This window comes from Vibrio cortegadensis (assembly GCF_024347395.1).
GTDB lineage: Bacteria > Pseudomonadota > Gammaproteobacteria > Enterobacterales > Vibrionaceae > Vibrio > Vibrio cortegadensis.
In genome coordinates, this window is the sequence record NZ_AP025472.1 from 2368545 (window position 1) to 2382613 (window position 14069).

12 protein-coding genes are annotated in these 14069 nt (G+C 42.9%); 1 reads left to right on the forward strand and 11 read right to left on the reverse strand.

The window, feature by feature from the left end:
* Positions 1–100: 100 nt before the first annotated feature.
* From ribBA to OCV39_RS11225, 10 genes are all read right to left on the reverse strand, one after another.
* Complete coding sequence (gene ribBA / locus OCV39_RS11180) at positions 101–1210, reverse strand: bifunctional 3,4-dihydroxy-2-butanone-4-phosphate synthase/GTP cyclohydrolase II (protein WP_261888470.1); 1110 nt, start codon at positions 1208–1210, stop codon at positions 101–103.
* A 143-nt stretch (positions 1211–1353) separates the two neighbouring features.
* Complete coding sequence (locus OCV39_RS11185; protein WP_017051711.1) at positions 1354–2007, reverse strand: riboflavin synthase; 654 nt, start codon at positions 2005–2007, stop codon at positions 1354–1356.
* 20 nt (positions 2008–2027) lie between these two features.
* Entirely contained in the window at positions 2028–3227 is a 1200-nt protein-coding gene (ribD, locus tag OCV39_RS11190; RefSeq protein WP_261888471.1) for a bifunctional diaminohydroxyphosphoribosylaminopyrimidine deaminase/5-amino-6-(5-phosphoribosylamino)uracil reductase RibD, read from the reverse strand.
* A gap of 5 nt (positions 3228–3232) precedes the next feature.
* The gene (gene nrdR, locus OCV39_RS11195) at positions 3233–3682 is read right to left on the reverse strand and encodes a transcriptional regulator NrdR (protein WP_017051709.1); all 450 of its coding nucleotides are present in this window, start codon (positions 3680–3682) and stop codon (positions 3233–3235) included.
* 234 nt (positions 3683–3916) lie between these two features.
* A complete protein-coding gene (locus OCV39_RS11200; RefSeq protein WP_017051708.1) occupies positions 3917–5170 on the reverse strand; it encodes a glutamate-5-semialdehyde dehydrogenase in 1254 nt (417 codons plus the stop codon).
* Between the two features lie 48 nt (positions 5171–5218).
* Positions 5219–6382 (reverse strand): glutamate 5-kinase, encoded by a 1164-nt coding sequence (gene proB / locus OCV39_RS11205; RefSeq protein ID WP_017051707.1) that lies wholly within the window; start codon positions 6380–6382, stop codon positions 5219–5221.
* A 98-nt stretch (positions 6383–6480) separates the two neighbouring features.
* Complete coding sequence (crl, locus tag OCV39_RS11210; protein WP_017051706.1) at positions 6481–6870, reverse strand: sigma factor-binding protein Crl; 390 nt, start codon at positions 6868–6870, stop codon at positions 6481–6483.
* Positions 6871–7006: 136 nt separating this feature from the next.
* Positions 7007–8254 (reverse strand): esterase FrsA, encoded by a 1248-nt coding sequence (frsA, locus tag OCV39_RS11215; protein WP_113796516.1) that lies wholly within the window; start codon positions 8252–8254, stop codon positions 7007–7009.
* Between the two features lie 87 nt (positions 8255–8341).
* Entirely contained in the window at positions 8342–8806 is a 465-nt protein-coding gene (gene gpt / locus OCV39_RS11220; protein WP_017051704.1) for a xanthine phosphoribosyltransferase, read from the reverse strand.
* 41 nt (positions 8807–8847) lie between these two features.
* A complete protein-coding gene (locus OCV39_RS11225; protein ID WP_017051703.1) occupies positions 8848–10143 on the reverse strand; it encodes an NCS2 family permease in 1296 nt (431 codons plus the stop codon).
* A gap of 1069 nt (positions 10144–11212) precedes the next feature.
* Between OCV39_RS11225 and OCV39_RS11230 the strand changes: the two genes are divergently transcribed.
* The gene (locus OCV39_RS11230) at positions 11213–12682 is read left to right on the forward strand and encodes an aminoacyl-histidine dipeptidase (RefSeq protein ID WP_017051700.1); all 1470 of its coding nucleotides are present in this window, start codon (positions 11213–11215) and stop codon (positions 12680–12682) included.
* 200 nt (positions 12683–12882) lie between these two features.
* Here OCV39_RS11230 and dnaJ read toward each other — a convergent pair whose 3' ends face one another.
* Positions 12883–14028: a molecular chaperone DnaJ gene (dnaJ, locus tag OCV39_RS11235; protein WP_113796520.1), complete on the reverse strand. Its 1146-nt coding sequence runs from the start codon at positions 14026–14028 to the stop codon at positions 12883–12885.
* Between the last annotated feature and the right edge of the window lie 41 nt (positions 14029–14069).

A 14069-nucleotide genomic window follows, 5' to 3' on the forward strand; every position in this document is an offset into this window, starting at 1 on the left:
TGAGCGATATCTAATACCAATTAACTTAATTAGCCCTATTCAAATAAAAAAGCGAACACAGCTTTCTGTATTCGCTTTTTTCGTATTGAATAAACGCTAATTATTCACAAACATACTCAACGACATTAAGGCCAAACCCGCCTAATGCATGGTAACGTTTTGAACTAGAAGAAAGCAGGCGCATATCGCTTACTCCTAAATCCGCCAAAATTTGAGAGCCAACACCAACACGGCGAGATGTACCCTGCTTTTTCGCCATTGTCGGAGCTTCACCTTTATCTTGTGCTTCAAAGGTTTTCACTTTATTGATCAAGGTGTCAGACGTCTCTTCGTTACCCAAAATCACTAAAACACCACCATCTGTGCCAATACGTTGCATCGCTTTATCTAACGTCCAGCTACGCTCTGTGCTGCGGTCTGAGTGCAGTAAATCGGTAAACGTATCATGCAGGTGAACACGCACAAGTGGAGCGCCCGTTTTCACATCGCCTTTTTTCAGCGCGTAGTGAACTTGGTTATCAATGGTGTCGCGGAAAGTCACAAGGTCAAAATCACCAAATTCCGTTGGCAACTTACACTCAGCAACACGCTCAATAGTGGTTTCTGTGTTGTTTCGGTATTCGATTAAATCAGCAATGGTGCCGAGTTTAATATCGTGTTTTTCTGCGAAGATTTCTAAATCTGGACGACGAGCCATTGTGCCATCTTCATTTAGGATCTCAACGATAACAGAAGCTGGCTCCAAGCCTGCGAGTCGACCTAAGTCACAGCCTGCTTCAGTATGTCCAGCGCGAGTTAGCACGCCACCTTCTTGAGCCGTAAGAGGGAAAATATGACCCGGCTGAACAAGATCAGCGGCTTTCGCATCTTTCGCTACAGCGGCTTGAACAGTAACCGCACGATCAGATGCTGAAATACCCGTTGTCACTCCTTCAGCAGCTTCAATAGAAACAGTAAAGTTAGTTGTGTATTGAGCATTATTATCTTGAACCATTGGCGGTAATCCAAGACGCTCACAACGCTCTTTTGTCATAGTTAGACAGATCAAACCGCGACCATACATTGCCATGAAGTTAATTGCTTCAGGGGTAATATGTTCCGCTGCCATGATTAAATCGCCTTCGTTTTCACGATCTTCGTCATCCATCAGGATAACCATTTTACCGAGGCGAATATCTTCAATAATTTCTTGAGGCGTACTAATTGGCATTATGTTGTTCCTATTTTATTAGGCGCTAGGTGTTGAGACTCTAGGCTTACATCTACGGTGATCATGAAAGTCTACTGTAATCATGAAAATCTTCGGTAATTCTAAAAGAGTGTAGGAGAAGCTCCCTTTACTTTTTCATTGAATCAAGCAAATCCATTTTGTTGCAAAAATTCCATCGTTAAACGAGATTCCGGTTGTTCTTCTTGTTGTCCTTGAAGTAGACGCTCCATATAACGAGCAAGCACATCTACTTCTAAATTAACTTTTCTGCCGACCTGAAAATCATCAATCGTCGTCTCTTCTGAGGTGTGAGGTACGATAGTTAATTTGAATGCATTTTTACGTAGAGCATTAACCGTTAAGCTAATTCCATCTACGGTAATAGAGCCTTTCTGAGCAACGTATTTTGCAATATCTGCTGGCATGTTGACCCAAAATTCAATCGAACGTCCGACATGATTTCGCTCTACAATTTCACCAACACCATCCACATGGCCTGAAACAATATGACCACCAAAGCGGGTTGTCGGTAACATCGCTTTTTCAAGATTAACCTTATCGCCAGCTTGGTATTGAGCAAAACCTGTTTTTTTCAATGTTTCAAGTGAGAGGTCGGCGGTATAACTGCAAGCATCAAATTTTACAACCGTCAGACAAACGCCATTAGTCGCGATACTATCGCCTAAATTAACGTCTGACATATCTAACTTATCAGCATTAACTGTAATGCTAATGTCTTCCCCTTTTGGGGTGATAGCCGCCAATGTTCCGACAGCTTCTACGATTCCTGTAAACATATGATTCCTATGAATATCATCTATTTGTTTTCTTTCAATACAGGCTTAGCAATTAAGCGAATATCTTGACCCACTTGGCGAACATCTTGAATATCAAGCTCAATCACTTGCGACATACATTCTAAGCCGAGCGCTCCGATTAAGCCTCTGCCATCGCTTCCCATGAGTTTAGGTGCTAAATAAACGATCAACTCATCAACTAAACCATTAACGAGCAACTGTCCGGCCAGAGTCGCCCCAGCTTCAACCCACACGTGATTGATATTATGCTGCTCCGCTAACTGTGACATCAACTCAGCTAAATCCAGTTGATGACCCGTCTCCGTTAGGTTGATATCCGACCCTTCAGAGCCAACTCTCAGCACTTCACCTTGAGTTTGAAACAGATTAAGATCTTCGGTCAACTGATGCTGCCTATCAAGAATCACGCGAATAGGCTGCCTAACCACACTCTTCTGAGCTTGAGAGTTCACCTCATCACTTAGCTTAAGTACATCGCTAGGTTTCAGTAAAGCTCTAGGTTTTAGTAAAGCACTAGGTTTTAGGCCATAGCGAGACTGAACACTGCAAGGTAAGTAATCCCATCGCACATTCAACGAAGCATTATCGTCAATCACCGTCTTACTGGTTGAGAGAATAGCGCCAGACATAGCACGGAAAGTCTGAACATCTTGTCTTGCTTGAGGAGAAGTGATCCACTGGCTTTTACCATTGTTTAATGCGGTTTGTCCGTCTAAGCTCGCCGCCATTTTTAATTGAACAAATGGCATACCCGTTTGCATTTTTTTGATAAACGCGGGATTCAAAGCTTTCGCATCGACTTCTAATAAACCGACTTCAACGTCAATTCCAGCATCACGTAGCATTTGAATACCACGGCCAGAAACTTGAGGATTTGGATCTTGCATTGCACAGATAACTTTCGCGACTTTCGCTTTTATCAAGCCTTCAGCACAAGGTGGCGTTCGGCCATAGTGCGAACATGGCTCTAAAGTGACATAAGCCGTGGCTCCCACCGCTTTTTCACCCGCCATTCGTAAGGCATGAACTTCAGCATGAGGCTCACCCGCTTTTAGGTGAAAACCCTCTCCAACGATTTCGCCGTCACGCGCAATCACACAGCCGACATTAGGGTTCGGTGCCGTGGTATAAATGCCACGCTTGGCAAGCTCAAGCGCACGCACCATAAATTGGTAATCTAGAGGAGTGAAATTAGACATAACGGTTAGTCTTCTAGCTTGGCAATTTCTTCGCCAAACTCTCGAATATCTTCAAAACTACGATAAACAGACGCAAAACGAATATAAGCCACTTTGTCTAAGACTTTAAGCTGTTCCATCACTAAGTTACCGATAAGGTCACTCGGAACCTCTCGCTCACCCGTTGCTCTCAGCTGAGATTTAATCGTACTGATTGCTAACTCAATCGAATCAGCACTGACTGGGCGTTTTTCTAGTGCGCGCTGTACTCCGCCCACCATTTTATCTTCATTAAATGGTTCACGGTTGCCATTTGATTTGATCACTTTAGGCATCACAAGCTCAGCACTTTCAAAAGTAGTGAAACGTTCACTACACGCTAAGCACTGGCGTCTACGACGAACTTGGTGACCGTCTGCGACTAAGCGCGAATCAATCACTTTAGTGTCATTTTCTGAACAAAAAGGACAATGCATATCACCTCCAATTAATTGGCATCAGTGTAACGGAATTGGGACAGGGAGTGAATGAAGAAGTCGATAGTTAGGCCGAGATTTGCCGAATAATGGTGCGTATATTGCGTTTTTCATATCAAATACGCAAACGCTTCACTCAAGAACTTAGGATAGAGATGGGATCTCCCCAATTCTAACCAAAACTCTATATGTGAAGCGTTTCATTATAGAGGCATCTCTGCCTAACGTTACGCGCTATGGACGAACCAAGTAATTCGCTTTACCTACCCATTTATAGCTGGTGAGTTCTTCCAGTCCCATCGGACCACGAGCATGCAGTTTCTGAGTCGACACTGCAACCTCAGCCCCTAAACCAAATTGAGCGCCATCGGTAAATCGTGTTGAAGCATTCACATAAACCGCCGCAGAACCTACCGAATTAATAAACAATTCCGCATTCGTTAAGCTGTTGGTCATGATGGCATCAGAGTGACTCGCATTGTGAATACGCATGTGATCGATCGCCTCTTTCACACCCGATACCACTTTAATGCCCAAAGTGTAACTGAGCCATTCAGTATCAAAATCACCATCAATCACATCACGTAATTGCAGTTCAGCATCCGTTTTCACCGTCTCGCTTAATAATGACTTTGCTTTCTCTTCGACCACAAACTCAACTTTACCACTCAAGCGTTTCGCTAACATTGGCAGAAAATCAACGGCAATGGATTCGTGCACCAGCAGCGTATCTAATGAGTTACATGCAGATGGGCGCTGTGCTTTCGAGTTTTCGACTACATCAACTGATTTTTCTAAATCTGCACTCTCGTCGACAAAGATATGGCTGATACCAAAACCGCCAATGATGACAGGAATGGTGCTGTTCTCTTTACACATTTTATGCAGACCAGCGCCGCCGCGTGGAATGATCATATCCACATAGTCATCCAATTTAAGCAGTTGTGACACTAATTCACGATCAGGTTTTTCAATGTATTGCACAGAAGCTGCTGGTAATTGTGCTTTTTCTAAAGCTGATTGAATGACTTTAACCAGCTCCATATTTGAGAAAAAGGTCTCTTTACCACCACGCAAAATACTCGCATTACCGGTTTTCAGACACAACGCCGCGATATCAATCGTCACGTTTGGGCGAGCTTCGTAAATCACGCCAACCACACCCAGTGGTACTCGACGTCGCGACAATGACATGCCGTTTTCTAATACTTTACTGTCGATTTCACTGCCAACAGGATCGTTTAAGCTAATAACATTACGTACATCGTTAGCGATACCCGTTAAACGCTCTTCGTTCAGCATCAGTCGATCAAGCAGAGCATCGGTTAGCCCTGCATTGCGTCCAAGTTCAATATCTTTTGCATTCGCGGCTAAAATGGCCGCTGAATTGATTTCAAGTTCATCAGCAATCGTTGCTAATGCTTGGTTTTTTTGTGCCGTCGATGCGGTTGATAAATGGAAAGCCGCCTCTTTTGCCGCTATGCCCATATTTTGTAAGCTAGTCACGTTGAACGCTCCCTAAATTCGTTTAAATCGTTAATCTTGAATAACCACGAGGTCGTCACGGTGAATAACTTCTGAGCCATAGTCATAACCCAAAATCAAACCGATATCTTTACTGTGTTTACCGACAATTTTTGCTAAATCTTGATTGGAGTAACTCGAAATACCACGGGCGATAAGCTGACCTTTCGTGTTGGTCACTCGTGCGACTTCACCACGTGCGAATTGTCCGCTCACCTCCACCACGCCTTTAGCAAGCAAGCTACTGCCCTTTTCAACCACAGCGCTTACCGCACCATCATCAATAACAATATCTCCAGAAGCCGCTGGGCCCGCTAAGATCCAACGTTTGCGGTTTTCTAACGCTTCCGCTAAAGGCAAGAATCGAGTACCTTGAGGCTCATCGCTCAATGAATCAAAAATGACATTTTCTGCACTACCCGCAGCAATGATCACTTCGATTCCTGCTCGGCGTGCAATATCGGCAGCTTGAAGTTTAGTTGCCATTCCGCCCGTGCCTAATGTGCTTCCGCTACCACCTGCGATTTGACGCAACGTTTCATCAATGGTGGTCACTTCACGGATAAGTTCTGCATTCGGATTACTTCTTGGATCCGCCGTAAACAACCCGCGTTGATCCGTCAGCAGAAGCAGTTTATCGGCACCGCACAAAATCCCAACCAAAGCAGACAAATTATCGTTGTCACCAACCTTAATTTCATTCGTCGCCACGGCATCGTTCTCATTCACAATAGGAATGATGTCGTGATCGACTAAAGCATTAATGGTATCGCGAGCATTTAAAAATCGCTCACGATCATCAAGGTCCGCTCGTGTCAGTAGCATTTGGCCGATTTTCAGGCCGTAGATAGCAAAAAGTGATTCCCACGCTTGAATCAGCTGGCTCTGCCCTACTGCCGCAAGTAGTTGTTTACTTGCCATTGAGTTGGGGAGTGCGGGGTATCCTAGATGTTCACGTCCAGCCGCAATAGCACCAGACGATACCATTACAATTGAGTGCCCTTGCTTTTTAAGCTCCGCACATTGACGCACAAGCTCAACCATATGAGCTCGGTCAAGCGCTAACGTTCCACCAGTTAAAACACTAGTACCTAGTTTAACAACCACTGTCTTGGAGTGTGTTGTGTTCCCGCTTTTCTGATTCGTATTCATGGGTTCTTTTGAATTAAAAAACATATAAGAACCGTTGTTTTAACAATCAAACCATCAATTCACAAGTAGAAAAGGTGCTAATAAGCACCTTTTTGTTCTAAGAAGAAGTTAGTTGGGTAAAATCAGACAAATTCGGCCGAATCTGCGTGAATAGTCACTTCCAAGTCAAATTTCGTCGCAAGTGTCTCGACAAGCTTAGCGTGGAAATTTTCTTGGGTTCGATTGATTTCGGCATGGGCTTTCTTTGGCACTTTTTCACCAACCCAATCACCCGCTTGATTGTATTTACCAATATGGTATTTCGCGGCGAAGCCCTCATCATTCCGCTCAAGCTCTAACCACCAGCACCAAAATTCTCGTTCTTCTGGGGATTTTTTATCGTTAACACAGACTGACAAGCAGTCGAATAGGTAATGACCGTCTTCCGATTGAGGCTCTCTCAAATATGGGCCAATCGCTTTTAGTGCCGGAAGTAGACGAAAGTGAGTCGACTTTGTGATTTCATCTGACATATTGAATCTCCATTTCAATGAAAAGCATAATATCCTTTATGACAATGTCCTCCCCACCCTCTCCAATAAATTATGAATGGGGATCATAAGCTTACGCTACATTGCTATATCATGCTTAACTAAATTAGGAAAAATGTCACCTAAATAATTCCTCTTCAAGCCACTTTATTGCTAAATCGAGGGATTGCTCATACCCTTTTGAAATAGTTTTAGAATCAATTTTTTTTGCTTTTCCATACTCACTAAAAAGTGCAACCAATTGATTATCAGAGTATGGCGAAATAGGATCGCCCTCTAAACCAATGGCAAGAATTGGCACTTTAGTTCGTCGGCTCGATAATATGCCTTGAACTTTTAATGACCACGCCATCATTTGCCCTGCAAGGCTATTGATATCCACTCCACTCTTTCCAAGTCGAGAGGCTAATACATCAAGATACATCTTGGGCATCTGTTTTAATTTTCCAGGAGTGGCGAGCACATCATGGATCGGAGCACCAAGGCTAATGCATGCTTTTATCTTAGTCTGCTCTATAAAAGAGAGGCGAACCATAGCATTACCACCAAAGCGAAAACCGATTAGACCAACCTTATAGTGATCCACCCAGGGTAAATTAGGCAGTTCATTCAATACAGCTTGATGCAAACATGAAGAGTCTTCAGTCAAACTCCAATGAGAACTATGCCCAACAGAAGGCATATCTACAGTCAGCATCGCAATATTCTTAGGCGCAAGATAATCTCTAAACAGACGCCACATATCCGTCTGAAGGCTGTCTAACCCCGCACTTACTATCACGACTGGCTGCTGTTTGTCAGTTGAAGACATATGTAAATTAGCGATAATTTTCTTATTCTTATATGGGATCTCTATCTGCTTAATTACATGTTTCGTGTGTTTCGCGGCTTCTTGGTAGGCACCTGTCGCAAGGGTTTGCGCTTGTAAGGCAAGGTTATCATTTTTAAGGTGTGGGTAGCCTGCAATGCTGAAACACAGAGAGGCAGAAAAAAGCTCATTGGCTGCTTCTTCATTCTGCATATCATTGGCTCTTTTTTGATGAAGCATGCCAAGCTTTGTCCACTCATAAGCCCAATTTCCACTGTGATAACCCATAACGGTATCGAGCCACTGTTCATCTGTTCGTGAGTGCGTTGAGCAAGCGATTCTAGACAATACCCCTTCTTGCTCAATAGGATCGATGCCCTGCCAAATCCATTGCAATCTACGTAGGTTACGATACCACGAAAAATTGTCCTGCTGTTTACGCTCATTGAGGATCTCTAATGAGCTTGGTAGGTAACGTGTTAAGGCAGAGGTTTCCTGTGCTTGTTTGTACTTAACAAACAGGGTCTCAGACAGATTTTTACTTGTTTCGTCAGTCATATCTACGCTTCTTACAATGATTTGCCTTAATCATAATAAAAAAAATGACCCAATAAAGGGTCATTTTCAAATAATCACATTTTGATCTTATTTTTGCTTACGATTAATTGGCTCTACGTAAGTAATCGCGGTATCCCACGGTTGTTCAATCCATGTGTCTTGAGCAATATCAACAATGTATTCGTCAACTAGATCAGCGCCCGCAGGTTTTGCACATACCGTCACAAATTTAGCTTTTGGGTACATTTCACGGATTTTACGTGCTGTATCGCCACTGTCTACTAAATCATCAACAATCAAGAACCCTTCACCGTCATGCTCTGGTGCTTTCAAGATACGCATATCACGCTGATGATCGTGATCGTAACTTGCAATGCACACTGTATCTACGTAACGAATACCAAGTTCACGAGCTAAAATTGCAGCAGGAACCAAACCACCACGGCTTACACCAAGGATCCCTTTCCATTGTTCTGCTGGCATTTGCTTCTCAGCAAGCTGGCGACAATATGTTTGCATGTTGTCCCAAGTAATGATGAATTTAGTCGTCATAATAATAAAACCTAATAGTTATAAACTTATTGTTTTACGAATTAAGCAGCTGTTAACACGTATTTTAGAATAAAGATTGCAGCCATGACCCACACGCTCATCGATACATCACGACCTTTACCACTGAATAACTTGATCGCCGCATACGCGATAAAACCAAGAGAAATACCTTCAGCAATCGAAAAAGTCAGTGGCATAAGCAAGCAAGTAACGACAACTGGAGCCGCTTCTGTCAGATCACGCCAATCAATACTAACTAAACCAGATAGCATCAAGATCGCGACATAAAACAGTGCGCCAGCGGTTGCGTAAGCCGGGATCATTCCAGCTAATGGCGAGAAGAATAAAGCAAGTAGGAAGAAAATACCAACAACAACCGCAGTTAAACCTGTTCGTCCACCCGCAGCGACCCCTGAAACACTTTCAATATATGACGTCGTATTTGAGGTACCAAGCAGAGCACCAACCGATGTTGCTGTTGAATCCGCAAGCAATGCTTTATTAAGGCGAGGAATTTTGCCATCTTTACCGATAAGATCCGCTTTTTGTGCGACACCAACTAAAGTACCCGCAGTATCAAATAAATCGACAAATAAGAACGCAAACACAACAGAAATCATGCCCAGTTCAAATACAGCAGAAAAGTCTAGCTGCAAGAAAGTCGGCGCAATGCTAGGTGGCGCTGACATAATACCGTGGTACTGCACATCACCAAAAATAAGACCAAGACCCGTGACCGCCAGAATGGCAATCATCACTCCACCTTTCACACCACGGTGAACTAATGCAATCGTAAGGAAAAACCCAATCGCACCCAGTACCGCAGGAACAGAAGTAATCGCACCCATAGAAACTAATGTCGCTGGGTTATCCACCACGATGCCTGCATTCTTTAGAGCAATGAACGCCAAGAAAAGTCCAATACCCGCAGAGATACCCGTTCTAAGAGACATAGGAATTGAATTGATGATCCATTCACGAATCTTGAAGATACTTAAAAGGACAAACAAAATACCTGAAACAAATACCGCTGCTAGCGCAACTTGCCATGTATATCCCATCCCAAGTACGACTGAATAGGTAAAGAAGGCGTTGAGTCCCATCCCAGGCGCTTGTGCAATTGGGTAGTTCGCCACAAATCCCATGATAAAACAGCCAATCGCCGCCGCTAAACAGGTCGCTACAAATACGGCTCCGTGATCCATTCCTGCATCAGACAAAATCGCTGGGTTAACAAAGATGATGTATGCCATTGTCAGGAAAGTCGTCATACCTGCAATGATTTCAGTTCGAACGTTCGTTCCATGTTCGCTGAGTTTAAATAGCCTTTCGAGCATTTTGTTATTCCTAAAAAGTGTAATCAAATTCAGTAGCCCTCTTATCCGCTAAAAGTGGCTAGTGAATTATCAAAGTAAACGGTTGCGTAATCGATTGGCAGGGATTATAAAGTTATCAAATAACAAATTCCAGATAGAATTCATACTCTAATAAATATTTCTTTCTATAAAAGATAGAAACCATCAATCAGAAAGTATCAACCAAACAATAAATAACTTTAAAAACAATGAATTAAACATAAATTTAAAAACCATTAATATGGATGTTATTTAATCTATTCGGTATTTTTCTACTGAGTTCAGTGGTTCTTTAATTACGAGTTTATCCAGAATAATGGACTGTTGTGGCTAAGGGAGAAGAGAGTTGGTGGAATGACAACCGTTAAAGGTCAAAGATTAATCAAAAAATGGTTCAGATAAAAAAACGCCACTCAAGAGGAGTGGCGGTTGAATCTTGTCAGTCAAGGACTGTAGAAAAATTCTAATATATAGGGGTGAACATAATGTTCAATCACATGCGTTGGTATTAATTAGTAACCAAAGCTTGTTGGGTATGCAAAGTTGTTAGTAAAAACAGAGTTGTTTGTCCAAAACATTGCAGCTGGTAAACCTTTCATAAATATCACCTTAATAAATCAATAAACAAAAATTTGATTCTCAGTTCCTTGGAGGCGATTAACGGACTCATCCTTTGAGCATTTCTTCTTCGCTTCAGAAGTTGGGTTTAATATACCATTGAGAAAAAAAATTACAACAAAAAAGTAGACTTAAGTCACACTTATTTGAAAATAACGATCTAGATCAAATGATTTTCGTAATTAAATTACAGAAATGTTAGTTACAGAGCCTCTGTTTGACACTTCTAATAAAACGACACTCATATACTGAAATTCCCATTTAGATAAAAATTGAGAGCTCAGAGACATTTCACGATTTCTGCCACTACTAGCCCCATTCGAGTAGTGGTATGCTGTGGCCATACCAACGCAACTGTCGGTAGATAATAAATCTACTATTACTACGACTTTGCAATCATAAATCTGGTAATTAATCCATAAAGGAGTCATCCGTGTCTGAATTCCATTCTGAAATCAGCAGTTTATCACCTGCACTAATCTGGCAATTTTTCGATAAAATTTGTTCTATCCCACACCCATCTAAACATGAAGAACCTTTAGCGTTATACATTGTTGATTGGGCTAAGAGCCAAGGGCTAGATGTTCGTCGTGATCCAACAGGTAATGTTTTCATCAAAAAGCCTGCGACTGCTGGAATGGAAAACAAGAAAGGTGTCGTACTTCAAGCTCATATCGATATGGTGCCACAGAAGAATGAAGACACTGAACATGACTTCGTTGCCGATCCAATTCAGCCATACATTGATGGTGAATGGGTGACAGCGAAAGGAACAACATTAGGTGCAGATAACGGTATTGGCATGGCTTCATGTCTTGCTGTGTTAGCTTCTAATGACCTTAAACACGGCCCACTAGAGGTTCTACTAACTATCGATGAAGAAGCTGGTATGACTGGCGCATTTGGCTTAGAAGCGGGCTGGTTAGAAGGTGATATCCTTCTTAACACCGATTCAGAGCAAGAAGGCGAAGTTTACATGGGCTGTGCTGGCGGTATTGATGGTGAAATGACTTTCAACATCACTCGCGAAGCTCAACCTGCTGGTTACGTAACTCGTAAGTTAATCCTAAAAGGTCTAAAAGGCGGTCACTCTGGTTGTGATATTCACACTGGCCGTGCTAACGCAAATAAACTGCTTGCTCGTTTCCTTGCTGGTCACGCTCAAGAACTTGATCTACGAATGATCGAATTCAAAGGTGGCAGCCTACGTAACGCAATTCCTCGTGAAGGCTTCGTTACTGTTGCTGTTCCTGCTGAGAATGAAGCAAAACTAGCAGAACTTTACACTTACTACACTGAGTTACTTTCTACTGAGCTTGGTAAAGTTGAAACTGACATCGTTACGTTTAACGAAGCGATTGAGACAGAGCAAGGCGTATTTGCGAATGCTGACCAAAGCCGCTTCGTTGCTGCGTTGAATGCTTGTCCAAACGGCGTTATTCGCATGAGTGACGAGATTGAAGGTGTAGTAGAAACCTCTTTGAATGTTGGTGTAATTACAACTGAAGACGATAAAGTATCTGTACTTTGCCTAATCCGCTCACTAATGGATTCAGGCCGTATGCAAGTAGAAAGCATGATTGCTTCTGTTGCTGAACTTGCAGGTGCTGATGTCGAATTTACAGGTGCTTACCCTGGTTGGAAACCTGATGCTGATTCTGAAATCATGGGTATTTTCCGTGACATGTACGAAGGTATCTACGGTCATAAACCAAATATCATGGTGATCCACGCGGGTCTTGAGTGTGGTCTGTTCAAAGAACCTTACCCGAACATGGATATGGTCTCTTTTGGTCCAACAATCAAATTCCCACACTCGCCTGACGAGAAAGTGAAAATCGATACCGTTACACTTTACTGGGAACAGATGTGTGCGCTATTAGAAGCGATTCCAAACAAGTAATCGGTTTGTGCTAAACGGCTAAATCTACTGCCGCATTAAACACCCAAAAGCCCAGTAATTTGATTGCTGGGCTTTTTGTCATCTACTCGCGAAATGTCCATTCACTTTCAGTTACGTCTTGGAACATCAGCACCCAAGCCCCCAACCTATAGATACAAAAAAGGCCTACCGCAGTAGACCTCTCATTTCATCTAATCCAATTAGCTGGTTAGATCATCAAAGAACTTCTTAACGCCATTAAAGAAACCTTCTGATTTTGGATTGTGCTTATTCGCAACTGCACCACCACAAGTGTCTTCAAATTCACGAAGTAACTCTTTTTGACGTGAACTTAATTTCACCGGAGTCTCAATCGCAAGTTTCACAATTAAGTCACCAACGCCACCGCTACGAACGCCTTTAACCCCTTTACCACGCATACGGAACATACGGCCTGTTTGCGTCTCTTCAGGCACTTTAAGGTTAACACGACCATCAAGTGTTGGAACTTCAACTTCACCACCTAGAGCCGCTTGAACAAAGCTTACTGGCACTTCACAGTAAAGGTTGTTGCCGTCACGCTCAAAAATATGGTGCTCTTTTACATGTACTTGAACATATAAATCACCGGTTGGCGCGCCCATTTCTCCGGCTTCACCTTCACCCGATAAACGGATGCGATCGCCAGTGTCCACGCCTGCTGGGATCTTAACATTAAGCGTTTTAGTTTTTTGTTTGCGACCTTGACCATGACAAGAGTTACAAGGGTCTTTAATGATCTGACCTTTACCATTACACGTAGGACATGTTTGCTGAACTGCAAAGAATCCTTGGCGCATTTGAACTTGACCATGACCATGACAAGTACCACACGTTTGTGCAGAAGAACCTTTTTTAGCACCGCTGCCGTCACACGTGTCACACTCGACAAGAGTTGGCACCTGGATCTCTTTAGAGCAACCACGAACGGCTTCTTCTAATGATAGTTCCATGTTGTAACGTAAATCAGCACCACGTTGTGCACGTTGCTGACCACCGCCACGACGACCGCCGCCGAAAATATCACCAAACACATCGCCGAAAATATCACCAAAATCGCCTTGACCGCCGCCACCGAAGCCACCGCCGCCCATTCCACCTTGTTCAAAAGCAGCGTGACCATATTGATCGTAAGCGGCTTTTTTCTGAGCGTCGGTTAGGATCTCATACGCTTCTTTTACTTCTTTAAACTTTTCAGGCGCACTCTTATCATCCTGATTACGGTCAGGGTGGAATTTCATTGCTAGGCGTTTGTACGCCTTTTTAATATCGCGCTCTGATGCATCGCGGCTCACGCCTAATACTTCGTAAAAATCACGTTTTGACATGTTCTAGGTCACCAATTATTGCTACCACATCGCACTCAACG